Source organism: Pseudomonas paeninsulae, assembly GCF_035621475.1.
In the GTDB taxonomy this organism is placed as follows: domain Bacteria; phylum Pseudomonadota; class Gammaproteobacteria; order Pseudomonadales; family Pseudomonadaceae; genus Aquipseudomonas; species Aquipseudomonas paeninsulae.
In genome coordinates, this window is record NZ_CP141799.1 from 3,245,038 (window position 1) to 3,269,409 (window position 24,372).

The 24,372-nt window shown below is 61.6% G+C and carries 20 protein-coding genes; 5 read left to right on the forward strand and 15 right to left on the reverse strand.

Annotated elements, in window-relative coordinates:
* Positions 1-39: 39 nt before the first annotated feature.
* Both VCJ09_RS14825 and VCJ09_RS14830 read right to left on the reverse strand, forming a co-directional pair.
* On the reverse strand, positions 40-474 hold the full coding sequence (locus VCJ09_RS14825; protein WP_324730918.1) for a thiol-disulfide oxidoreductase DCC family protein: 435 nt from the start codon (positions 472-474) through the stop codon (positions 40-42).
* A gap of 170 nt (positions 475-644) precedes the next feature.
* Positions 645-1,760 carry an ATP-NAD kinase family protein gene (locus tag VCJ09_RS14830; RefSeq protein ID WP_324730919.1) on the reverse strand — a complete coding sequence of 372 codons (1,116 nt, stop codon included), beginning with the start codon at positions 1,758-1,760 and terminating at the stop codon, positions 645-647.
* Positions 1,761-1,942: 182 nt separating this feature from the next.
* Between VCJ09_RS14830 and VCJ09_RS14835 the strand changes: the two genes are divergently transcribed.
* Positions 1,943-2,122 (forward strand): PA1571 family protein, encoded by a 180-nt coding sequence (locus tag VCJ09_RS14835; protein ID WP_324730920.1) that lies wholly within the window; start codon positions 1,943-1,945, stop codon positions 2,120-2,122.
* A gap of 145 nt (positions 2,123-2,267) precedes the next feature.
* On the opposite strand, the gene pdxB is transcribed toward VCJ09_RS14835, so the two are convergent.
* Positions 2,268-3,410 (reverse strand): 4-phosphoerythronate dehydrogenase PdxB, encoded by a 1,143-nt coding sequence (gene pdxB / locus VCJ09_RS14840; RefSeq protein WP_324730921.1) that lies wholly within the window; start codon positions 3,408-3,410, stop codon positions 2,268-2,270.
* 145 nt (positions 3,411-3,555) lie between these two features.
* Here pdxB and VCJ09_RS14845 point away from each other — a divergent pair, with 145 nt between their 5' ends.
* The gene (locus tag VCJ09_RS14845; RefSeq protein ID WP_324734671.1) at positions 3,556-4,938 is read left to right on the forward strand and encodes an MATE family efflux transporter; all 1,383 of its coding nucleotides are present in this window, start codon (positions 3,556-3,558) and stop codon (positions 4,936-4,938) included.
* Positions 4,935-6,017 carry a DUF3080 family protein gene (locus tag VCJ09_RS14850; protein WP_324730922.1) on the forward strand — a complete coding sequence of 361 codons (1,083 nt, stop codon included), beginning with the start codon at positions 4,935-4,937 and terminating at the stop codon, positions 6,015-6,017. The genes VCJ09_RS14845 and VCJ09_RS14850 overlap by 4 nt, the downstream gene beginning before the upstream one ends.
* Here VCJ09_RS14850 and VCJ09_RS14855 read toward each other — a convergent pair.
* A complete protein-coding gene (locus VCJ09_RS14855) occupies positions 5,975-6,430 on the reverse strand; it encodes a gamma-glutamylcyclotransferase family protein (protein WP_079202446.1) in 456 nt (151 codons plus the stop codon). The genes VCJ09_RS14850 and VCJ09_RS14855 overlap by 43 nt on opposite strands.
* Positions 6,431-6,432: 2 nt before the next feature.
* A complete protein-coding gene (gene tusA, locus VCJ09_RS14860; RefSeq protein ID WP_079202447.1) occupies positions 6,433-6,684 on the reverse strand; it encodes a sulfurtransferase TusA in 252 nt (83 codons plus the stop codon).
* A gap of 131 nt (positions 6,685-6,815) precedes the next feature.
* Between tusA and VCJ09_RS14865 the strand changes: the two genes are divergently transcribed.
* Complete coding sequence (locus tag VCJ09_RS14865) at positions 6,816-7,016, forward strand: hypothetical protein (RefSeq protein WP_324730923.1); 201 nt, start codon at positions 6,816-6,818, stop codon at positions 7,014-7,016.
* A 77-nt stretch (positions 7,017-7,093) separates the two neighbouring features.
* On the opposite strand, the gene rlmM is transcribed toward VCJ09_RS14865, so the two are convergent.
* Positions 7,094-8,149, reverse strand: a complete 1,056-nt coding sequence (rlmM, locus tag VCJ09_RS14870; RefSeq protein WP_324730924.1) for a 23S rRNA (cytidine(2498)-2'-O)-methyltransferase RlmM — start codon at positions 8,147-8,149, stop codon at positions 7,094-7,096.
* A gap of 446 nt (positions 8,150-8,595) precedes the next feature.
* Here rlmM and acnA point away from each other — a divergent pair, with 446 nt between their 5' ends.
* On the forward strand, positions 8,596-11,337 hold the full coding sequence (gene acnA / locus VCJ09_RS14875) for an aconitate hydratase AcnA (RefSeq protein ID WP_324730925.1): 2,742 nt from the start codon (positions 8,596-8,598) through the stop codon (positions 11,335-11,337).
* A 102-nt stretch (positions 11,338-11,439) separates the two neighbouring features.
* Here the strand turns inward: acnA and VCJ09_RS14880 are convergent, their stop codons facing one another.
* The 9 genes from VCJ09_RS14880 to VCJ09_RS14920 form a co-directional block, all read right to left on the reverse strand.
* Positions 11,440-12,873, reverse strand: a complete 1,434-nt coding sequence (locus VCJ09_RS14880) for a mannose-1-phosphate guanylyltransferase/mannose-6-phosphate isomerase (protein WP_324730926.1) — start codon at positions 12,871-12,873, stop codon at positions 11,440-11,442.
* A 186-nt stretch (positions 12,874-13,059) separates the two neighbouring features.
* Entirely contained in the window at positions 13,060-14,160 is a 1,101-nt protein-coding gene (locus tag VCJ09_RS14885; protein WP_324730927.1) for a mannuronate-specific alginate lyase, read from the reverse strand.
* A complete protein-coding gene (locus tag VCJ09_RS14890; RefSeq protein WP_324730928.1) occupies positions 14,160-15,551 on the reverse strand; it encodes an alginate O-acetyltransferase AlgX-related protein in 1,392 nt (463 codons plus the stop codon). The genes VCJ09_RS14885 and VCJ09_RS14890 overlap by 1 nt, the downstream gene beginning before the upstream one ends.
* Positions 15,552-15,555: 4 nt before the next feature.
* The gene (gene algG / locus VCJ09_RS14895; RefSeq protein ID WP_324730929.1) at positions 15,556-17,085 is read right to left on the reverse strand and encodes a mannuronan 5-epimerase AlgG; all 1,530 of its coding nucleotides are present in this window, start codon (positions 17,083-17,085) and stop codon (positions 15,556-15,558) included.
* 24 nt (positions 17,086-17,109) lie between these two features.
* Positions 17,110-18,597, reverse strand: a complete 1,488-nt coding sequence (locus tag VCJ09_RS14900; RefSeq protein ID WP_324730930.1) for an alginate export family protein — start codon at positions 18,595-18,597, stop codon at positions 17,110-17,112.
* A complete protein-coding gene (locus VCJ09_RS14905) occupies positions 18,594-19,973 on the reverse strand; it encodes an alginate biosynthesis protein AlgK (protein WP_324730931.1) in 1,380 nt (459 codons plus the stop codon). Before VCJ09_RS14905 ends, VCJ09_RS14900 begins: the two co-directional genes overlap by 4 nt.
* Positions 19,970-21,145: an alginate biosynthesis protein Alg44 gene (locus tag VCJ09_RS14910; RefSeq protein ID WP_324730932.1), complete on the reverse strand. Its 1,176-nt coding sequence runs from the start codon at positions 21,143-21,145 to the stop codon at positions 19,970-19,972. Before VCJ09_RS14910 ends, VCJ09_RS14905 begins: the two co-directional genes overlap by 4 nt.
* Positions 21,146-21,215: 70 nt before the next feature.
* Positions 21,216-22,697: a glycosyltransferase family 2 protein gene (locus VCJ09_RS14915; RefSeq protein ID WP_324730933.1), complete on the reverse strand. Its 1,482-nt coding sequence runs from the start codon at positions 22,695-22,697 to the stop codon at positions 21,216-21,218.
* Between the two features lie 74 nt (positions 22,698-22,771).
* A complete protein-coding gene (locus tag VCJ09_RS14920) occupies positions 22,772-24,082 on the reverse strand; it encodes a nucleotide sugar dehydrogenase (protein ID WP_324730934.1) in 1,311 nt (436 codons plus the stop codon).
* Between the last annotated feature and the right edge of the window lie 290 nt (positions 24,083-24,372).

Genomic DNA, 24,372 nt, shown 5'->3' on the forward strand with positions numbered 1-24,372 from the left:
GGCGCAGATCAAGCGGATCGTGCTGAAGGTTCAGTCCTATCAGTCCTGTAGAAAACGCCGCGCGTGGTCGGCGTTCGGCAGTAGGCAGCTGTCATAACGACCGAACAGCCGATAGCGATTGAGCGCAATACGGTCGTAACACCAGTCGCGCACAGGCCGGGGGATTACCCGCAACAATGCTAAAAATCGCCACAGACCAGGCAATTGCGCAAGGATGCGCAGTACCGCGTCCGAACGCACCAGCAATTCTCCCTCCTCGATATAGGCCATGGTATCGAACTGCTCAGTGGGCAAGCCGAACCAGGCCAGCAGCGCCTGGCCCTGGACCGACTGCACCGAGGCCAGGCGAATGCGCTGCTGAGGGTCATGACGAATCAGAAACCTGACCCAGCCGTTGCACAGCTTGCACACGCCGTCGAACAGCACCACGCGTTCGCCCGGCTGGATAAAGGGAGGAAGTTTTTGATCCGTCATGTCCAGCTCCTGCGCCTGACCTGCCCAATACTACTCCCGTCAAGCCACGGTAATCTTGAGGTTGAACAGGCTCACCATGGCCACCAACCTCGTAACTGGCACGCCACGCAACTCGCTAGGCGCGTGGACTAGCGCCAAAGCAGTAGTTGTCGGCAAGGCAGCCTTGGCCATCACCGGCCCACGGGATAGAGCAGCTCTTCCTTATAACCGGCCCACACCCGCACCACGTCGGGAAAGGCATCGTCCAACTGCACATCGCCGCTATCGACCAGCAATGGCCGGCCCTCGAGCGTGCCCAGCTTGCGCTTGGTCGCCACCACGCGCAGATGATCCAGGCCTATGGCGCGCAGCACGCGCGGGCTGATCTGCTGGTTGCCGCGGCCGATGATATGGCCCTGGCCGCCGATGGCGGTGACCAGCAGCCGCGCCGGATGCTCGGCCACCAACTCGAACAACTGCGCCTCGGTGACATCGAGGGCAATCACCTGGCCGTTTTCGAGCACATCGACGCCGAGCAGGCTGGTCTCCAGACCGAGGTTCTGCGCCAGACCGTACAGAGTCGAACCGGGGCCGAAGACGTAACGCACATCCGCCTCCCAGCTGTCCTGCAGCCAGTCGGCCAGGTCGCTGAGCACCAGCTCTTCGGATTCCACTCCGCCCTGCTTGACCTGCTGCATATAACCGCCCTCTTGCGGCACGGTCAGCTCGCCATACCAGCGCGCCGTCACCTTGCCTTCGCGCAAGGCATGTTCGTCGATATCGCGCACCTCGCCGCTGGCCAGACGCACCAGGCCGCCCTCAATCAGCCGTGCGGCCAACTCGCCAGCGGCGCGCGGGCTGATGGCATAGACCCCGGACTGGATCTTCACCCCGGCCGGAATGCCCAGCACCGGCTGCCCCTCGCGCGCGGCGGCGCAGATATCCCGCGCCGTGCCGTCGCCGCCGGCAAACAGAATCAGCGCAACGCCGGCATCCTGTAGTTGTTCGACCGCCTTGTGGGTATCCGCCGCGCTGCTCACCCGTTCATTCAACTCTCCGACCACCCGGAAACTGAAGCCCATTTCGGCCAGCAGATCGGCGCCCATCGGCCCGGGAAAGGTCAGAAATTCCAGGCGCTCCTGCATCGCTCGCAGACACTCCAGCGCCGTGCGCGTACGCACTGCCGCCAGCGGTTGGCTGCCCAGGGCCAGGGCCTGTTCGGCCACGCCATCACTGCCCTTCAGCCCCGCGGGACCGCCAAGACCTGCCAGGGGATTGATAATCAAGCCCAGATGGAACCGCGACATAAACACCTCGTTGTGTCCCAGAGTGTCTCAGGGGTCTTTTCAACCCACACGTTGTTTTGGCACAGTGAGCGCAGAGTCACTGGTGAACTGTATTTTTGACGGAACTTCGTCGTTCGCTACTGTCAGAGCCCGTTCACCCGACTCTTTTAAACTGCACACACCACCTGACGAGGAGACCGTTCATGAGCCCACAGCAGCAGACGCCAGACCCCCATGTTGCCCCTGAGCAGTCGCAACAGCCGGCAGGTGGCGCAATCATCGACGAGCAAGGCCAGGAAATCCCGATCACCGAGAACATGATCCAGCGCGCGTGCGAGGAGCTGGAAAAAGACCTGACCAAGCCCAATACCGACAAAGGCTGATCGGCCAGTGTTACCCGACCCAGGCAATGCCTGGGTTTTTCTTGGGCCACGGCCCAATAGTGCGATTAGTGGGTGGGCTGAAGCGCAACGCCGCCCGGTCCACCCTACCCGACCAGGTTGATTCGAGCCGTGAATAACAGTTCAATCAACGCAACGTCGCCCCCAGCGCCTTGATCATCTGTACCAGTTGCGGCGCATCGCCTTGCAGCTTCACGCTCAGCCCATCGATCTCGCGGCGCATCGGGTAATGTTTGCGCAACGCATCGAAGGCCGCACGCTGGCTGGCCGTTTCACCCTGCAGGCTGCGGCGAAAGTCCGCATCGTCGCGCCGCGGGTCATAGACCGCGCGACACACAGTCGCCAACGCCCAGGCCGGATCGGCGCCGGCATCCAGGCTCAACTCAGATAGCCAGGGCGCCGGCATCAACTCGTCGAGGTTGACCGTCGGCGGCCAGCCGAAATGCGCGCAAACCGCCGCATAGATCTGCGCCGTGCCGCGCAGCTTACCGTCCAGGCTGTAGCCGGCGACATGCGGGGTGGCGATGCGGCACCGGCCGGCCAACTCGACATCCACCTGCGGCTCGCCTTCCCAGACATCCAGCACCACCTGCAGATCATCGCGCCGCTGGAGCAACTCGCGCAGCGCCGGGTTATCCACCACCGCGCCGCGGCTGGCATTGATCAGCCAGGCGCCCGCCTTGAGCTGGGCCAGGCGCCGCGCATCGAACAGATGATGGGTCGGTTGCGCGCCGCCGCGCTCGAGCGGGGTGTGCAGGCTGAGCACATCGCACTCGGCGAGCACCTGTTCCAGACTGACGAAATCACCGCCTTCGGCGAGCTGGCGCGGTGGGTCGCAGACCAGCACACGCCAGCCCAGGCCGCGTAACACCTCGACCAGACGCCCGCCCACCTCGCCGGCACCGACCACCCCGTAGGTGCGTGTCGCCAGCTCGACGCCCTGTTGCTCAGCCAGCAGCAGCAAGCTGCCGAGCACATAATCGACCACGCCGCGCGCATTGCAGCCAGGCGCACTGGCCCAGCCGATGCCGGCCTGGGCCAAGTAATCGAGATCGAGATGGTCGGTGCCGATGGTGCAGGTGCCGACAAAGCGCACCGCGCTGCCTGCGAGCAACGCACGGTCGACCCGAGTGACCGAACGCACTAGCAGCAGTTCGGCATCGGCTACGGCCGCCGCCTCGATACCGCGACCGGGCAAGCGGCGAACCTCGCCGAATCCGGCAAAAAACTCATCGAGCAGGGGAATGTTCTCATCCGCGACTATTTGCATGATCGGCTCCATACGTCAGGCCGTCATTCTAACCCGTCGGCGCCCTTGTCGGCAGCGCGCTAAAACAGGCCATATCCCGCTTTCCTGACCGAAGCGTCAGCGCGTAGACTACGCGGTTTTCCCGGAGAGCCAGCGGATGACCTCTATGCCTGCCGTATCGCGCCTGCAGCGCGTGCGCACCGAGCTGCGCACCCTGCTGGTGCTGGCCACGCCGATCATCATTGCCCAGTTGGCGCATACCGCCATGGGCTTCGTCGACACGCTGATGGCCGGCCGGGTCAGCCCCAAAGACCTGGCCGCGGTGGCGCTCGGCAACTCGATCTGGGTGCCGGTATTCCTGCTGATGACCGGCATTCTGCTGGCGACCACATCCAAGGTGGCGCAGCGTTTCGGCGCCGGCCAGCAGGCCGAGATCGGCCCATTGGTGCGCCAGGCCTTGTGGCTGGCGCTGGCGGTTGGCGGCGCTGCCGCGATCCTGCTGTGGAACGCCGAAATCGTCCTGCAGCTGATGAATATCGAGCCCAGCCTGATCGAACCCTCCATGGGTTATCTGCGCGCGGTGGCCTGCGGTTTCCCGGCAGTGGCGCTGTACCACGTGCTGCGCTGCTTCAGCGACGGTCTCAGCCATACCCGCCCGAGCATGGTGCTGGGGGTACTCGGTTTGCTGCTGAATATTCCGGCCAACTACATCTTTATCTACGGCAAGTTCGGCCTGCCAGCCATGGGCGGGGTCGGCTGCGGCTGGGCCACCGCGCTGGTGATGATCTTCATGCTGCTGGGCATGCTCTGGTGGGTGAAGTGGGCGCCCTTCTATAAACCTAGCCAGCTGTTCAACCGTTTCGAGTGGCCACAGTGGGCGGTGATTCGGCGTCTGCTGGAAATCGGCGTGCCGATCGGCATTGCGGTGTTCGCCGAAGTGAGCATCTTCTCGGTGATCGCCCTGCTGATCGGTGGCCTCGGCGCCAGCGTAATCGCCGGCCACCAGATCGCCCTCAACTTCACCTCCATGGTGTTCATGATCCCCTACTCCCTGGGCATGGCCGCCACCGTGCGCGTCGGCCAGATGCTCGGGCGCGGCGATCCGCGTCAGGCGCGTTTCGCTGCGGGCGTGAGCATGGCCACGGCGCTGGGCTATGCCTGCCTGTCCGCCAGTTTGATGTTGCTGCTGCGCGAGCAGATCGCGCAGATCTACACCGCCGACCCGACGGTGATCGCCCTGGCATCCGGCTTGATCGTGTATGCCGCGCTGTTCCAGTTCTCCGATGCGATCCAGGTCACCGCGGCTGGCGCCCTGCGCGGCTACCAGGACACCCGCATCACCATGTTGCTGACCCTGTTCGCCTACTGGGGCATTGGCTTGCCGGTGGGTTACGCCCTCGGCCTGTCCAGCCTGTTCGGCGAGCCCAGCGGCCCGCGCGGGCTGTGGCAAGGTTTGATCGTCGGCCTGACCTGCGCCGCCATCATGCTGGCGATTCGTCTCACCGGCAGCGCGCGCAAACGCATCCGAGCCGCTAAGATGGCGCGATGATCACCAGAACCCTTGCCCTGCTTACCCTCCTCATCCTGTCGGCCTGCCAACCGGCCGATGATGGCCTGGCCCTGCAGGCGGATTACCTGAAACGCCTGAACAATGCCGTCGAGGGCGATGCCGTCGTGGTCTTCGACAAGGCCCAGCTGACCCGCTATCGCTTGCCGCCGCGCCGTGAGCGTGTGGTGGATATCCCCGAGGTACGCATCGGCCTGCTCGATCTGCTGATCGACGTGCGCCGCTGCCCCGCCCTGCAGCAGCAGATCAGCTTGCGTAACAGCATCCTCGGCAAGCAGTTGGTACCCAGTAGCCGCCTGGGCTATGAAGGCGATCTATTGCGCGCCATCGATGCTTGCCTGGCGCGTCTTGCGGACGAGCAAGATCCGCAGCTGCACGGCACACTCAGCAACCTGGCCCGGGAGAAACGCGCCCAGCTGCCCAGCGTGTTCTGGAATGCGCTGAACGCCAGCCAGGAAGTCGAACGTTACCTGCGCTTTGCCGATCAGGCCCTACCGACCGCCCCCAGCGAGGACAATGCCGCCCTCGCTGCCCTGGCCCAATTGGCCGCCATGGCCAATGCCCTGCCGCAAACCCTGCCACCGCCAACAGCCGAGCTCGACCCGCTGTTCTTCGCCCTGCATGCCAGCCCCCAGGGCGGCCAGTTGATCAGCAGCCTGGCCAGCCTGACCCACACCCTCAATCAGGGCAGTCGCCTGCTCGAAGAACGCCAGCAACAACGGCCCATCTGCCCGCAGGGGCAAGCGACAGCGCGCGGGCGCATTCTGCAGAACATCTTCGTCAAGTATTACGCCGGCGGTTTGCAGCCCTATCTGGCCCAGGTGCACCAGCGCGGTCAAACCTGGAACAACAGCCTGCGCCAGCTCAGCGCAGCAGCCGAGGTGCCGGCGGCCACGCGCAACTACCTGCTGAACCTGGCTGGCCCCGAACAATCCTTGTGGGTTGATTTTCAAGCCGCCACCACCCGGCATATACACGCCTGGCAGACCAGTCTGAAAAGCTGTGGTCTGGCGCCCGGTCAGTCCGGGTGGAATGGCGAGGCCGCCAACGCCGACCAGTAGGCTTCGGAGAGGAACTCACGACCCTGCAGCAGATGCGCCAGGTAGTCGGCGCTGGGCAGCAGGCCATCCTGACGAAAGGCCGGATTGGCGATATACACCCAGGCAGGCTGTACGCCCTGGGCAGTGACAATCGCTAGGCGCTCGCGACTGTAATAAATCGGTGTACCCTCGAACGGGTCAAGCTTGGCGATCTCATCCAGTTCGGCCAGTCGGTAGAGCACGCCCTCCACCACGCCATCGCGCTGATAGCGGATATTAGCGTAGGCACGACCCGGAGCACGATCCATCGCGCGCTTGTTGAAACACAAGGCATAGCCGATCAAGCGTCCCGGCAATACCTCGCTCACCCGCAAGCCACGGGCCTGCATGCGCGCCGGGTTCATGTTCGAGCCGTAGGCGAAGTACCAGCCCATCGTCAGTCGGCCTTTTTCCGGATCAAATACAGGTAGGTACCCGCCTCTTCGCTCTGCTCGAGCAGTTCATGGCCGAGAAACACGCAGAACTTGGGAATGTCGCGTCGGGTCGAGGGATCGGTGGCGATCACCTTGAGCAGGCCACCAGCCGGCAGATCGCGCACCTTGTTGTGCAGCATCATCACCGGCTCGGGGCAGTTCAGCCCAGTGGCGTCGAGGGTGTCATCGAGAATGGCGTCGGATTGCAGGGACATCGGCTGGCTCCAAAAACAGGCGGCTATTGTCGCGCAAAGCGGCCCCTCAGGCCACCCGCCCCGCTCATGCGCCAAGGCGAACCCGAACTAGCCTGTTACAGGTAGACCCACACGCGGCGCAGGTGGCGCAAATGTCCGCACCCAACCAACCCCGCAACTGGTGCCTGGTGCGCCTGGACGACAATGGCAACGAATTCGTCGTGCGCGCCGACCTGACCCGCACCGCCGCCGAAGCCCTGGTGCGGCAATTCGAGGCGCGCGGGCACAAGCAGAGCTATTGGGTCAGGCAACAGCAGCCCCGTAGCCCGGATGAAATCCGGGAAGATCGTTGAGGCCGCCCCCAGCTTTCATCCGGGTTACGACGTTCCAGAATGGCGTGGCCCAGCAGAGGCATTGACGGTGGCCCTGGTTACTTGCTCAACCGGCGCAGATGGCAGGTCACTTCCTCGCGGTCGTGATAGAGCTGCTTGCAGGCAATCGACACCTTGATCTTGCGCTCGGCAAAGCCATCTTCCAGGCGCTGCAGCAGACGACGCACTTCGGCGTAGCGCTGCTTCATCGGCAATTTAAGGTTAACCACCGCCTCACGGCACAGGCCTTCGCCGATCCAGGTTTCCAGCAAGGCGGCGCTGCGCGCCGGCTTCTCGACGATGTCGCAGACCATCCAATCCACCGGTTGGCGTGGCTTGTAGAGGAAGCCATCGACCATCAGGTGCTGCACCAGGCCGGTCTCCATCAGGCTTTCGGCCATCGGGCCGTTGTCGATGGCAGTCACCAGCATGCCGCGTTTGACCAGCTGGTAGGTCCAGCCGCCGGGCGCGGCGCCGAGGTCGACGCCGGTCATGTCGCCCGACAGGCGCTCGTCCCACTCTTCGCGCGGAATAAAGGTGTGCCAGGCCTCTTCCAGCTTGAGGGTCGAGCGACTCGGCGCTTCGCGGGGGAACTTCAGGCGCGGAATACCCATGGGCCAGATGGCCGAGTTATTGCTCTCGGCCAGGCCGACGAACACCTCGCGACCGCTCTTGAAGGTCAGCAGCAAACGCGGTTTGTGCGGGTCTTCCACCAGTTTGCCTGCCTTGCTCAGGGCATTGCGCAGCGGCGCCTCGAACTTCTTGCAGAAGTTCGACAGTTCCTTGCCATCGTTGGTGTCGAGCACTTCCAGCCACAGGCTGCCGAAGGTCGGCAAGTCCGCCAGATGGGCCAGCAACACGCTGATGCGATCCAGCTCCGGCAGGTTGATGAACACGCCACGCGCCCATTGCCGCGGAAAAATCAGCTGACTGAAACGCACGCCGCGCATCAGGCGCTCGGCGCCGTCCGCCTCGGTGCAGATAAATTCGGCGCAGGCCGTGCTCGGCTTGGCCTTGGCGTAACCGGCCACATCCAGGCGTGCGGCATGCTCGGCGATCTCCGCACACACCTCGTTCTCGAACCCGGGGCGGCAATGCAGTAACAAAGTATTCATCGGTGATCTCCTCAAGGCGCGCATCATAACGGAGTCGGGAACCCGGGGCGCACCTGACCTGTCCAGTTAAGCGAGCGCTTGATTTCGCCGGTTGCCGCTTTTACGCCATGCTCGCCGGACGCCAAAGCCTCACGACCAAGGCACCCGGCATATGCCTACAGCTGCATCCATGGGCTCACCTACGGACTTACGGCACACCCCACATCCTTGTAGGCGGCGCGCCCCGCGGCGATGCGGGTCGCCGGAGCGCTGAACACACAAGCATCGCCCCGGGTCGGGCCGCCTACTGGTTCTGACTGGATCTGGCGATGGGGGTAATGGCTGAGTGAGCAAATGCCACCCGGCCATAAGACCTATGACATGGCAAGCCTCGCCAAGCAGAGCTAGCTTGAAGACTCTGCAGCAAACAATCCGGTTTGCACCGTGCAAGCCACAGGAGACGCGCAATGCCTTCCTTAGATAGCCTGAACAGCCGCCGCAGCCTCGACGTCGGCGACCAGACCTACCAGTATTTCAGCCTGCCTGACGCAGCCAAGACCCTCGGCAATATCGACAGGTTGCCGATGTCGTTGAAAGTCCTGCTGGAAAACCTGTTGCGCTGGGAGGACGGCAAGACCGTCACCGGCAGCGATCTGCAGGCCATGGCCGATTGGCTGAAAAGCCGCAGTTCCGAACGCGAGATCCAGTACCGCCCGGCGCGCGTGCTGATGCAGGACTTCACCGGCGTGCCGGCGGTGGTCGACCTGGCCGCCATGCGCGATGCCATGGCCAAGGCCGGTGGCGACCCGCAGAAGATCAATCCGCTGTCGCCGGTGGACCTGGTGATCGACCACTCGGTAATGGTCGACAAGTTCGCCAGCCACGCCGCCTTCGACCAGAACGTCGCCATGGAGATGCAGCGCAACGGCGAGCGCTACGCCTTCCTGCGCTGGGGCCAGCATGCCTTCGCCAACTTCAGCGTGGTGCCGCCTGGCACCGGCATCTGTCACCAGGTCAACCTCGAATACCTCGGCCGCACCGTCTGGACCAAGGAGGAAGACGGCCAGACCTTCGCCTTCCCCGACACCCTGGTCGGTACCGACTCGCACACCACCATGATCAACGGCCTCGGCATCCTCGGCTGGGGCGTCGGCGGCATCGAGGCGGAAGCGGCGATGCTCGGCCAGCCGGTGTCGATGCTGATCCCCGAGGTGATCGGCTTCAAATTGAGCGGCAAACTCAAGGAAGGCATCACCGCCACCGACCTGGTGCTGACCGTCACCCAGATGCTGCGCAGCAAGGGCGTGGTCGGCAAGTTCGTCGAGTTCTACGGCGACGGCCTGGCCGATCTGCCGCTGGCGGATCGCGCCACCATCGCCAACATGGCGCCGGAATACGGCGCCACCTGCGGCTTCTTCCCGGTCGATGCAATCACCCTGGGTTACCTGCGCCTGTCCGGGCGCCCGGAACAGGCCGTCAAGCTGGTCGAAGCCTACTGCAAGGCCCAGGGTCTGTGGCGTGAACAAGGTCAGGAACCGCTGTTCAGCGACAGCCTGGAGCTGGACATGGGCAGTGTCGAGGCCTGCCTGGCCGGGCCGAAACGGCCACAGGATAGGGTCGCCCTGCCCCAGGTCAAACAAGCCTTCGACGACTTTACCGGACTGCAGGTAAAAATCGCCGCCGACGCGGACGCGCGCCTGCTCGACGAAGGTGGTGGCGGCGCCGCGGTCGGTAGCGCGGCACTGGTCGGCGAGACCGACTACGAACATGAGGGGCAGACTTACCGCCTGAAAAACGGCGCCGTAGTGATCGCCGCCATCACCTCCTGCACCAACACCTCCAACCCCAGCGTGATGATGGCTGCCGGCCTGCTGGCGAAGAAGGCGGTGGAGAAAGGCCTGCAGCGCAAGCCCTGGGTCAAGAGCTCACTGGCGCCCGGTTCCAAGGTGGTGACCGAGTACTTCAAGGCCGCCGGCCTGACCCGCTACCTGGATGAGCTGGGCTTCGACCTGGTTGGCTACGGTTGCACCACCTGCATCGGCAATTCGGGGCCGCTGCTCGAGCCGATCGAACAGGCCATCCAGCAATCCGACCTGACGGTCGCCTCGGTGCTGTCCGGCAACCGCAACTTCGAGGGCCGTGTGCATCCGCTGGTGAAAACCAACTGGCTGGCCTCCCCTCCGCTGGTGGTGGCTTACGCCCTGGCCGGCAGCGTGCGGGTGGATATCAGCAAAGAAGCGCTGGGCCAAGGCAAGGACGGCCAACCGGTGTACCTCAAGGACATCTGGCCGAGCCAACAGGAAATCGCCGAGGCGATCATGCAGGTCGACACCGCGATGTTCCACAAGGAGTACGCCGAGGTGTTCGCCGGCGACGCGCAATGGCAGGCCATCGAAGTGCCGCAAGCCGCCACCTACGCCTGGCAGGCTGACTCGACCTATATCCAGCATCCACCGTTCTTCGAGGACATCGGCGACGCACCGCCACATATCGGCGACATCCACCAGGCGCGCATCCTCGCCCTGCTCGGCGACTCGGTGACCACCGACCACATCTCCCCGGCCGGCAACATCCAGGCCGACAGCCCGGCCGGGCGCTACCTGCGCGAACAGGGCGTCGAACCGGTCGACTTCAACTCCTACGGCTCGCGCCGCGGTAACCATGAAGTAATGATGCGCGGCACCTTCGCCAATATCCGCATCCGCAACGAAATGCTCGACGGCGAAGAAGGCGGCAACACCCTGCACGTACCGAGTGGCGATAAGTTGGCGATCTATGACGCGGCCATGCGCTATCAGGAAGCCGGCACCCCGCTGGTGGTGATCGCCGGCAAGGAATACGGCACCGGATCAAGCCGCGACTGGGCGGCCAAGGGCACTAACCTGCTCGGGATCAAGGCGGTGATCGCCGAAAGCTTCGAGCGCATCCACCGTTCCAATCTGGTCGGCATGGGTGTGCTGCCCTTGCAGTTCATGCCCGGCCAGGATCGCAAGCGCCTGCACCTGAGCGGCCAGGAAAAGCTCAGCATCTACGGCCTGGACGGCGTCGAGTTGCATCCGCTGATGAAGCTGATGGTGGAAATCGCGCGCGCGGATGGCACGCGGGAAAGCGTCGAAGTGCTGTGCCGCATCGACACCCTCAACGAGGTCGAGTACTTCAAGGCCGGCGGCATTTTGCACTACGTGCTGCGGCAATTACTGGCCAGTTGAGCCTGAATGGGCGCCGGTGTCTGTCGGCGCCCATTGTTTATCCGCTGTCCCTGTCCCCTGCGGAGCAATACCCAGGCTCCGAGTAGCGCTACACCTGGTCGCTCATGGCGCTGAGTGGACGCTGCGTCCGTAAACATCCTCGAGCCGCTCGATATCGTCCTCACCCAGGTAGCTGCCGGATTGCACCTCAATGATTTCCAGGGCGATCTTTCCGGGATTCGCCAACCGGTGTACCGAGCCAATGGGAATGTAGGTGGACTGGTTCTCCGTGAGCAGAAAGGTTTTCTCGCCACAGGTCACCATCGCCGTGCCGGAGACTACGACCCAGTGCTCCGCACGGTGGTGATGCATCTGTAAGGACAGCTGTGCCCCCGGTTTCACCGTGAGGTGCTTGACCTGGTGACGGCTGCCCGCATCGATCGAGTTGTATCCACCCCAGGGACGGTACACCTGGCAATGGCTGCGGGTTTCCTGGCGGCCAGCGGCGTCCAGGGCGTTTACCAGCTTCTTCACATCCTGCACGCAATCCTTGCGGGCGATCATCACCGCGTCCCTGGTTTCCACCACGACCACATCGTCCATGCCGAGCAAGGTCACCAGTTTCGAGTTGCCGTGGACGTAGCAGTTATGGCTGTCCTGTACCAGCACATCGCCCTTGAGGGCGTTGCCATCCGTATCCTTGGCGACGACATCCCATAACGACGACCAACAGCCGACATCACGCCAACCGGCGGAGAGCGGGACCACACAGGCCCGCGAAGTTCTCTCCATCACCGCATAGTCGATGGAGTTGTCCGGGCAACACTCAAACGTCTTGGCATCGATTGCCATCGCCCCATGGTCGACCTGACTACGCTCCAAGGCCAACACACAGGTATCGTAAATATCCGGTTCGTAGTTACGCAGCTCATGCAGATAACGGCTGGCGCGGAACAAAAACATGCCACTGTTCCAGTAATAGCTACCGGAGCGGACGAACTCGCTGGCGCGAGCAATATCCGGTTTCTCGATGAACTGCTCGACCCGGTACGCGCCCGGGATCAGCGCATCAGTATCCTCGCCGCGTGCGGCCTTGATATAACCGAACCCGGTTTCCGGCCGTTCGGCGGGTATGCCGAATAGCACCATGTCGCCCTCTTCTGCTGCCGCACGGGCCACCTCCAGCGCCTGACGCAGAGCGGCTACATCGCTGATCAAGTGATCGGCCGGCAGCACCAGCAACAACTCATCGCGATTGTCGGCCAGCACCTTTAGCGCAGCCAGCGCCACAGCCGGCGCGGTATTACGACCAAACGGCTCCATCAATATGGCCTGTGCGCTCACATCGATGGCGCTGAGCTGTTCGTTGATGATGAAGCGGTGTTCCTGATTGCAGACAATAATCGGCCGCTCTACGCCCTCGAACCCCAGACGTTGCACCGTCTGTTGAAACAGCGTGTGTTCCCCGGCCAAAGCCAGGAACTGCTTGGGATAGAGCTTGCGGGACAGCGGCCAGAGCCGCGACCCGCTACCGCCAGACAAAATCACCGGAATCATGATTGTCGCTCCTATGAGCGTTTCAACACTGCCAGATTGAAGGTTCAGCGCTGCAGACTAGGCTCCGACTTGCGCTGAACATTCCCGCTGGATGGGGCCGAGTAGTCCTCCTGACTGCATGGCCGGTTGCCGGGAATTACCCGGATAGCAAAGCGGCACCTCCCAGTGCCAATCAAGGAGCCCGGCTCAATCAGCTGGGTTCCGCAGGTTCTGCTGACTGGCGAACAGCTGGGTGATATCACCGCCCAAGCGGTAGGTTGTCAGCGGCTCGAGCGAGCGTCGCCATTTATCAGTACTGGCCGCGCAGCGATAGAGGGCACAGTAGGGCTCAAGCCAGGCGAACTTACCGTCTTCCTGCAGATCCTCCAGCTCCTGGGCGAAGCCAGTCTCGTCCTCAAACAGCTGAGGATCCTGCATGCCCTGCTCCACGCGCATGGCCAAGCGCTGAATGGCCTTAGCGTTCGCCTCGCGCAGATCGATGCCATTGACCTGGGCGAAGGCCATCAGCATCAACAACGGCCCCAGGCTGTAATTGTGATAAGCCAGCGCTCGGGTTTCCCGGCGCAGCTCATTAGGCAGGTAGCCCTGGGCATTCACCTGGGAAATGCCGATACGCAACTGGGCCACAGCCCAATCGAACAGGTCGCGGCGGTCGAGCACTACGGCAGTCGCCATCACCGCCCAGGCGGCCCAATACTGATGGTTGTTCAAACGCTCCAGCGGCTGCTCGCGCCAATCGCGCACCACCTGGTCGCCGAGACGGGCCAGCCACTCCTCGATAGGCCGGGTCTCAGCCTCGCGTCCACGCAGCGGTTGTGAGCGCGAGTACTTAAGGCGCAGATAGGCCGAGGCAATGCTGCCCAGCGCCCATTTACGCAGCGACTTGCCGCTGTGGCTGTACTGCTGGCTCAGCAACGCTTGGGCCTTGGCCCATTGCCCCAGCCACTCCAGGGCACAGTCGACATGCCCCTGGCGGCCGAGACGCAGATAAGCCGCGACCTGCTTGTTGACGGTTTTCTCCAGCACTTTGATTTCGTCCGCCTGCTTCTGGTAGCGCGCGTTCGTCTCTGGATTGAGCTGATCGCGCGCCGAACCAGAGCCCTCATACTTGCTCGGCACGTTGAGGTCGCCCACGTAGGGCCGGGCCACCGCCGGACATGTCTTCGCCTCACCCTTCTTCAGCGTCGCTTCCAGGTAGTACCCGGCCGGTGGCTGCAACTGTGCGGCCACTGCGGCAGTCGGCAACAGGGCCATGAGCAGCAGCACGTAGCACCCGCGACGCGGCATCACTCGACTGATGCCTGTGCGGTGCGCAGGCCGGGACGGCCTTCGTCACTTTTCACCCGGCACAACGTGGTGTTCAAGCGGCCATGAGCGGACACGCCGCCCAGCGGCCGCACAGTGAGGGAGAGGAAGGTCAACTCATCCCAGTCGCCATCTTCACGCAGTTCCAGCAGAAAACGGCCCCGATCGCCAGGAGCACGCTTGAACGTCAGGGTTTCCTGGCGGCCATTCATGAAGGTCAAGGTGGCGCTCAACTGTTGCACGGCCGGGTCGTCAAGTTGGAGATCAATGCGAAAATCGCTGCTGTGAATCGGCAGCACGCCACTGGTACCGTTGAATAGCACCTGATTAGCACCGGCTTGCAACGTGATGGAGCTTTGCAGCAACGCCCTATGCCCGCTACAGCCGTTACTCACGGCGGGAACAGCCTGACGATAGAAATTACGACGATTGAGACTGCTGGAGTCCCCCAGCTCCCAGATCAGCAGTTTCGGTGGCTGCTGTTGAAACGACTCGCTCTGCAGGTAGTGCAGCAAAGCACTTTCATGGCCACTGCCGGGTTGCGAGGCGTTGTGCACAGGGGTCCCCAGGTGCTGTTCGAGAAAGCCGGCGAAGTTGAGCGAATCCGCACTATTGCTGCTGCCGACCAGAACCACCTGCGCCGGCGCTGACTGGTTCGGCGAGGTGGGCGCGGTGATAAAGCGTTGCACGTACTGACGGGCGTACCCGGCGCCGCACAGTCGTTGGGCAACTTTCTGTAGCGAACCGCTACGCGCCATCAAGCCCGCCGGTCTGCTCTGGTATTGCCCCTCTGGGAGCTGGTCAAACAGCGGAATTTTCTTTGCTGTCTCCGCCACCAAGCGCGCGGTGCGCTCCGCCCCTTGCGGGGTCCAATGCTGGTCAGCCTTGAAAAAGAAGTCGGGACTATCTGCCGGGGGCTGTAGCAGGCTGACAAGGTCAGGCACCCAGATATCCAGATCACGCAAACGCGCCAGAGCGGCACGATAGTTTGCCTGGGCCCTGGCCTGATCAAAGCCCGCGCGCTGGACCGGGGTCAGTTTATCGGCATGCAATAAACCACGGCTGGGCGGGTACACCAGCAGTAGCTCGACGCCGCTGTGCTTGAGTGCATTGCGCAGGCGTTTGAGTTGTTTGTAACTCTGTGGGTTGAGGCCGAACTCGCTGCGCAGGTCCTGGGTACTGCTGAACATCCAGCCATCCTGCGCCTCGAGCAGTCGACCATAACCGCTCAACCCCTCGGCCTGGTAGACGCGAGTATCGGCAGCCGCCGGGCACAGCTGGCAACAGGCCTCGGCCTGGTAAGTCGGCGCAGCGTAGAGGTTGCTGGCGCCGGCCAACAGGAAGACGCCGAAAAGCATGCATGCCCGGTTCATTTCATCACTCCTTACTTGCCAAGCTGCCAACGGGCTCGATCAGCACCGCCTGTTGTTGGCGCAGCAGAATGTCCATTATTTCGCTCTGACGCTCGCCCAGCAGCCCCGAGAAGGTGATGCCTGAGGCTTTCTGCGGAGCGAGGATGGTCAGCTTGTAGAGTTCGAGCTTGCTCGGCGAATGCACGGAGACCGGACTTGAACCGTTGCCGACCATTTGTCCGCCGACTATGCGCATCGACAGTCTGGCCTCGTAGGGGTCCTCCTCGAGATTGCGCTCGCTGCCACTCAAGTCCTTGATATGGCCATAGACACCGGTCAGGTGGTTGGCCACCAGGATGTTCTCGTAGAGACTGACATCGAGGCTGTTACGCACTCGGATGCCGTGCCGACGGTTACTCATGCTACGGTTCTGCCACAGCAGGTTGTTCGAGCTTTCGTACAGGGTGATGCCGTCGGATTGGTTCTTGTAGGTCTCGTTGAAGGCGATCAGGTTGTTCGCGCTGCTACGGTCGAGGACGATGCCAGAGAGCTGGTTGTCGTAGGACTTGTTGCTGAAAATCCAGCTGTCATTGACCTCACGGGAAAGGATGATGCCGTGCTTCTTTCTGGTTCCGAACGCCTGGTTCTCGGCGATGATCAACCGCCGCGAGCGGTCATGCGGGTCGATGCCGTAGACGATGCTGTTTTCATAGGTGTTGCCGCGGATCACCACGTCGTCGGCTTCATAGCAGTAGAAGCCGTACCACATGTCGATAAAGCGCGAGTTGAGTAACCAGCCGGTCGGCCGTGCGCGCTTCATCTTCGGCGCCATACCCGGGCTGTACTGCGAGATGCTGAAGCCGTAAGCCTTACTCGCCTCGTAGCCGAAACTGCTGATGACGCTGTCGGTTACGTAAGTCTCGGTCCCGCCCCAGGCCAGGAAGTACGGGCGAAATTCCTTGACGTCGCGCCAGTAGGCCGGCGTGCCGTCCTTCTCGCGCCAAGCGGTGACCTTGGTGTCGGTGATGAACACTCGACCATCATTGACCAGGAAAGCGCCCGCCTCCTGGGACAGGCGAAGTTCTTTGGTATCTCGGTCAATGTGCAGCGTGGCACCCGGGCGCACGATGATCGGCAGACGCGCCAGGTAAATACCCGGCGCGGTCTCGGCGAAAGCGGATGTCGGCAACTGCCGCGCCAGCGCCGCGCTATTCATGTAGCCCTGCTCGATGAAGATCGCCTGAGGCATGCGTTTTTGCCGCACCACCCACTCGCGCAAGCGATCCTTACCGCCGATGAACTCGTCCAATGAGTTCTCGTGCAACATCCCTTTGATTACCGCCCTGCCTGCAGGTTTTTTCTGGATCTTTGCCTGCACTGCAGTTGCGGTGTAGCCGGACAGATCGGGTAGAACCGGGGGCTCCAATTGGAGCGAGCTGCCCGATTCGGCACTGATCCTATAGTCTCCAGGTAGCGGCGCGAGGGTATCCGCCTGGGACAGGGCGCAGGCAAAAACGCCTGCCAGAGGCAACGCCAGCTTGATTAATGCGTGCATACATCCTCCTGACAGGCGCCGGGTTCAGAAACGCCAGATAGCGTCTACAAAGACACGGTGCATATACGAATCAACATCGGAGCCGTAGGCATTGCCGGGTTTGAATACGCCGCCGCGTAAGCGCACCAGCGCCGAAGGCTCATCAATTGACTGGCTCATGGAGGCCGGAAGCAGGCCCTCTTTGAAGTACCGGGTAAGGATCAGATCGACTTCCTGACCCACGTCTTTTTCGCCATCTTTTAGCGAGCGGTTGATGCCGTTGTCATTGACCCGAGCGTTGACGCCGCTGTTACCGAGGGGCTGGTGGTCATCGACCCGCCAGAACTTGTGGTAAATCAGGCTGGCGTCGTAATCCTCACGCAGCTGCCAGGAGCCAAACAGCGTCGCGACCTGGAGATTGCTCAGTTCGCTGCGAAAGGCCTCACCGAAACGATTTGCGCGTGAGCGAGTACCGGTGTAATTGGAGCGATTGCTCTCCAGGCCGGTTTGTTCATAGTTCTCCGAGCCGTCGTCACCACCGCCGCCACTGCCACGGGCATAGGCCGCGCCGACTTGCCAAGTGGGATCCAGTCGCAGACGGATACCCAGGTCGGTGGCCCAAGCATTGACGTCTCCGCTTTGCTTACCGGTAGCGATTGTCTGGCCGCCGACAGTGCTGCTGTTCAGCGTGTCGCGGTCACCGGTAAGCCAGGTGGCGCTGGCCCAGTAGTTGAGCGGGTTCTGGTTGCGGTAGTTGTAAGCATCGCTGTTGGCTTCCAAGCCCAGCCAGGTAAGGTTGCCGGTACTGGTCTTGTCGAGTTCGTCGACGCGCTCACCCGGGCGGGGCAAGTTGCCGTCATCGCGGCTGTGGTGCGCGCGGATGCCGACCCATTGGCCCGGTTGCCACTGGGTCGAGATATCGCCATACAGATGCAGGCGATCTTCATCCTCTGGATCCAGCTCGTCGAGGTCTGTGCGGTAGTCGCTGAAGCGCTCGGCCACACCCACGTTGGAACGCAGCAAGGTAGTGTCGAAGGTCCAGTTCAACGCCTCGATGTTGGTGTCACGCCACAGGCCGTCTTCGGTGCGCAGGCGCTGGCGTCCTAAGCGCAACTGTTCACCTGGGTAGGCGGTTAAACCGGAATAGCCGATCCAGAATTCATGCAAGGCCAGGAAGCTCTTGTCCGGCTGGCGACCGTTGTTGCCACTGCTGCCGGACTCGCTGTCGAGATCGGTGCGTTGCAAGGTATCGGTTTCGATGATGTCGGTCGCGGTCACCGCCCGGCCCATGGCGAAGGCGCTCCAGTCACCGCGCTGGCCATAGAACCAAGGCCGTACGTCTAGACCTATGCCTTGTACATCGCCCTCCCGACGCGTACCCAGGTCGCGATCATCCTCGGACTGTCCGGTAAGCTTGATGTCCAGGCCGAAGCTCTTGTCCGGACCGAGCGCCGCCAGCAGCGTTTCACTCGAGAGCAACGAAACACTCAGGAGCACCCCTGCACCAAAACCGCGAGTAATTTGCGTCTTCATAGCACGTCCATTCCTTTTTCCAGCGATTGAAAAGCACTGAGTCCCGCAGGATTGATTTGCCGTGTCTGCTGCTCTTCTTCGAGTATTTGCCTGGCTTTTTGGCGTTCGGCCGGAAGCATGCTCTGCTCCAAATTGCTGAGCAGTTCGCTCGCCTCAGGCACGGCCCGACTGAGCGCCATTTGTGCGAAGACATAAGCGTTGACACGGTTCACCTTGACCCCTCGGGACTCACTGAACAGCTGCGCCAAAGCATAGTCGGCGCGGCGATGCCCGGCACGCGCGGCCAGCAGGAAATGATCGACAGCTTTTTGCGGATACACCTCGCCGAAGTAACCGCGACGGTAGATCTGCCCCAGGTAGAAATGCGCCGTCGGTTGCTCATCGGCCGCACGCAGCAGGTGCCGCTCTGCCAGCTGCGGGCTCTGCTCAAGTCCCCGGCCACCGTAGTACAAACGCCCGGTGAGCAGCTCGGCACGACTGTCACCGGCCTCACGGCCACGCTGCAGATAGCCAAGCATCTGTGTGGAATCGCCCAGGACCGGGTAATCGAATAGCAACTTGGCGAGCGAGGCCCAGGCTAGTGGGTAAGCAGGGGCGATTTCCCGCAGCAGCGCGTAGGCATTACTCAGATCCACCGGCGCGGGAATGCCCGGATCGACCAGCGTCAACGCCACGGACTCGACGCGACTCGGGGTCACCCAACGAATGGCGTAAGCCGTACGCAATTGCTCAAGCAAGGCAGCTTGCGCTTGCGGCTGATCGCGCAGGCGATTGACCGTGGCCAGCTCGTTGTAGCAGACACCCTGCTGGCTCAGGAGCAACCGACACGTCTGCTCGATCTCGGTGAGGTGAGTGATATAACTACCGTCACTGCGGTAGATAAGGATCTGCGCCAGCTCGGCCTCCACTATGCCCTGCCCGCGCCAGACGTTGACCTGCTGCTGCGGATCGACTGAAGGTGACAGCTGTGGGTAACTCACATAGAGCAACGTCAGCGGCACCACGGCGCTGTACTCACCCTGCTCGATGGCCTGGCTCAGCAGCTGTTCGGCCTCTTTCAGCTGGCTATCGCTCGCGCCATCCTGGCGCGAGAGCAACCGACCGAGCCTGGACTGCGCCTTCGGCGAATGCAGCGCGGCCTGGCGGTAAAGACGTTCAGCCTGCTCGATCTGCCCTGGGTCACGGCTGCCGAACTGCATATCACCGAGGGCGATCTGCGCATCCACATAGCCCATCTGTGCCAGTTGTTCATACTGCTGGCGGGCACTCGCGCTATCGCCACGCTGCTGGGCCTCCTTGGCCAGCTGCTGGTCTGGCAGGCCGGCGCAACCCTGCAGCGTGGCCAGCAGTGCAAAGTAGAGCAAACCGCGCTTCATTTGCCTGCAGCCATGATTTTTTCAATCAACAAGTTGCCCGACAGGCCGTCAATGGTCACCTCAACTGGACGCCCGGCGACCTCAGCACTCAGGGGCTCATCGGTGATGATCGAGACACGGATATCCGACGCCAGACTGCCCTGTTGTAGAGATACAGTGCTGATCTTGCCGTTGCGCGCAGCGCTCTCGCCGGATACTTGCACGAGCACGCGAATGCCCGGTTGCACCTTGCTAAAGGCTTTGTAAGGGAAACGCGCATCAATGGTCGCCTCCCCTTTCAGCGGAACCAACTCAAATACCGGCACCCCTTTGCTGGCCGACTGGCCATCACCGACATACTGCGCAACCACTCGGCAATCACAAGGGCTGGTCAGGGTGCCCTGCAAGGTCTTGCTGAACAGGCGTTCGATGTTTTCCGGGGTCATCTGCTCGGCTGGCAGGCTGTTCTTCAGCACATCCAACATGGTCGCGGAGAACGTCGCCAGTGGCGCGCCCTTGGCCACCTCGCTGCCGACCTTGACCAGACCGACCTGCAACACGCCTTCACGGGGCATGCTGACCTGCTGACTCGGCAGGCTGACCATGGCCGAATCGGCATGGGTGACGTAATACAGGTTATAGAGTTGGTTGAGGATGTAAGCACAAGCCCCGACACCGATCAGAAAGATCAGCACACTGAAGGTGAGCGCTCGTAGCCGTGAGAAAAAGCCCATGGCTCCCCCACCCTTACCCTTGCGCGCCGTAGCAAAATTGTCGCGTTGCAGGGTACCGAGCATGTCACCCATGGTGATCATCTCGCCGCTGGTGTAAGAGGTGATCAGGTAGCGCAGAGCCGCGATCTCACGCGGGCGCAACTGATGAAATTCACAGCCGACACGCTGGCCTTCGGCGGAAATCGAACGAACCTGGAACTCCACATCGATGGTCATGCTCAGCCCGTCGATGTGAAACACCAGCGCACCTTTGTGATGGCCGCCCAGCTTCATCGGCAAGCTGCTTTGAATGAAGCTGAAGCCACCGGCGGACAAGTCCAACAGCTCGCTCTCAAACATGTCCCGGTCAGAGCCCAGGAAACGAATCCTCGCCGGCATTTTCAGGCGCGCATACTGACGCTGTGCTTCCGATTCATGGACGACATTGGTATTGCTGGCTGCAACGGTCGCTACGCTCATAAAAATCCCTCCCGAACTCCAATGAAAACCCAGCGGAACTGGTCTCGATGCCTCTCCCGTTCCCAATCCATCAAACGACACTCATCAATACGGCCAGGAACACGCTAACCGCGGAAAACGTCATGGCCCGTGACGACCAGCTGTTGAACCAACGCTGATAGCGCTGCAAGCCTCGATCCAGCTTGGTGTCCTGGCGTGTCCAGGACTGCCTATCGAGGCGGAAGAAGACGTACACCTTCACCATCGCGCCGACGATCTGGTTGTAATAAAGGATCAAGGGGAACGCCGGTCCTACCCGGTGCCCGGACGCCAGCAACAGCAGCGTCAGCAGCAGCCGGGTGAGCCCGATCCACAGCAGGTAGATCAGCAGAAACACGATGTTGTATTTGATGCTGGCCAGGATCGCCACCACGGGCCCGAGCAGGCTGGTCCACATCGATACGCGTTGATCGAACAGCACCACACAGGTAAACCAGCCCAGGCGCCCAGGGCCAAGGTGCAAGGCGCGGGAGTTCTGCCGCAGGTTATTGCCGTACCAGCGGAACATCAGCTTGCGACTGGCCTTGAGGAAGCTTTTCTCCGGTGGGTGCTCCACGGTGTGGATCGCCGCGTCCGGCACGTAGAAGGTGTCGTAACCGAGGCGCATCAGGCTGTACCAACTGGACTTGTCGTCGCCGGTGAGAAACTTGAAACGCCCCAGCCGCCAGTGATCCAGCGCGTCACTTTCAACATCGGCAATAAACCCCGGGTTGGTCACCACCCGCGCTCGAAATACCGACATGCGCCCGGTCAGCGTCAACACCCGCTTGGACAACGCCATCGAACACATACTGATGTGGCGCTGGGCAAAGCGCAGCTTGTGCCACTCGCTCATGATGTAACTGCCGCGCACCTCGCAGAACTCGTTAGTGGTCAGCCCACCGACGCTGGGGAACAGCTTGAAATATGGCGCCGTGGCCTTGACTACCCCAGGCGTCAGCACGGTATCGCCGTCAACCACCGCCACCACCGCATCGTCATCCGGCAGATGCCGGGAAATAGCGCGAAAACCGTAGGCCAGTCCATCACGCTTGCCCGTTCCGGCGATGCGTACGAAATCGAGCTTTACCCGCTCGGGCGGGTTGAGTTTGCTCCACAGGCTTTTGATCAGCAGCTCATCGGCCATTTCCACCAAGGAGCAAACCACCGTGGTTGGATAGCCGCAACCGATGGCCTCTTCGAGCACCGAGCGGTAGACCTGTGCGGTAGTCAGGGCGTCGATGCGGAAGCTGGTCACCAACAGAAAGACATGGGAGGGTTGCGCCGCTTCACCCAACTTGCGCGCTTGCCTACGGTAGTGAGGGAATACCAGGTATAGAAAGATCAGCCCGCGCACATAATGGATAGCGCCCATGGAGTAGCGCCAAATCCCAACCGCACCGAGCAGCAGGATGAAGTCTTTCGACTCCGAGTCGAACACCGTTTGTGGCAGCGCCAGCGCCAGCAGCATCAGCGCCAAGCAGTAGAAAAGCCAGCCTGAGCATTCGCGCAGAAATCGTCCGAACCCATGCATACGCTTGTGTCCCTCCACGTCCATTCAACCGCTGAGGGCGAAGGGTGATTTCACCTATGCCCAGCGCGCAACGCTTACCAGCAGATGCCTTCCATCGACTCGTTGCTGGTCTGCGGCATAAAACCCACCAAATCGACGATTTTCTTCCCTGCTGGCAGGTTGCCGACAACGCTGGCGAACTGCGGGTCGTTGTTGCCAATCACGATGACATCTGCCTGCTCCAGCACATCCGCGAGGTCGGCGCATAACAGCGATGAGACATGCGGAATCTTCGCTTCGATGTACTCCTTGTTGGCGCCATGCACCCGGGCGTACTCGACGTTGCTGTCGTAGATGCGCAGGTCATAACCCTTGCCGATAAGCATCTCGGCCAGCTCCACCAGCGGGCTTTCGCGCAGGTCATCGGTGCCGGACTTGAAGGAGAGGCCAAGCAGGCCAATGCGGCGCTTGTCATAGCTGGCGATGATGTCGAAGGCTCTTTCCACCTGCATCCGATTGCTGCGCATGATCGAGTGCAACAGTGGATGTTCGATGTCGAGCTGACTGGCGCGATAGGTCAGCGCGCGCACATCCTTCGGCAAGCAGGAACCGCCAAAGGCAAAGCCAGGGCGCATGTAGTACTTGGAGAGGTTGAGCTTGTGGTCCTGGCAAACTACCGCCATCACCTCTCGACCATCGACGCCCACGCCCTTGGCGATGTTACCGATCTCATTGGCAAAGGTGACCTTGGTGGCATGCCAGGCATTGCAGGTGTACTTGATCATCTCCGCCACTTCGATGCTACGGCGGATGATTGGCGCGTCCAGCTCGCTATAAATAGCCTCCAGCAGATCGCCGGATGCCTTATCCAGCTCGCCGATCACCGTCATCGCCGGGAAGTCGTAATCCTGGATGGCCGTGCTTTCACGGAGGAACTCCGGATTTACCGCAACGCCGAAGTCGACCCCAGCCTGCATCCCCGAATGCTGTTCCAGCATCGGAATGACCACACCTGTCACCGTACCCGGCAGTACCGTACTGCGTACCACGATGGTGTGGCGGCCTGCCTTTTCCGGTAACACGCGAGCGATCTGCTCACACACCTGGGCAATATAGGACACGTCCAGATCACCGTTCTTCTTGCTCGGCGTTGGTGCCGCGATAAACGACACGTCCGTACTCATCACGGCATCACGCACATCGAGGGTGCCACGCAGATTGCCACTCCTGACACCCTTCAGTAGAAGCGCTTCCAGGCCTGGCTCGACAATCGGCGACTGGCCATGGTTGATCAGTTCTATTTTAAGCGGCGTGACATCTACCCCAACGATCTGATGACCGCGTGCAGACAGGCATCCCGCACAGACGGCACCCACATACCCAAGGCCAAAAATACTGATGCGCATCGCTAATCTCCTTTCGCAGATTAAACAAACCGCACAGCACGCGACGATGAACACTCACCTCGAACGAAATGCAAAAGCACGGCAGATAAATTTCCCAATGAACTAATAAAGCATGAGCCTTATTACTTCCTGAACGCACAACACCTCTAACATGGCTGAACAAAAGGCAAACTTCGCACCCACCGTCATACTCAACAGACACCTATTAATAAGACAAGCACCCGTAAAGACAAAACAATTGGCGTCAAATAAAAAACTTGCCAAAAAAAACAATACACATGGCCTTAGCC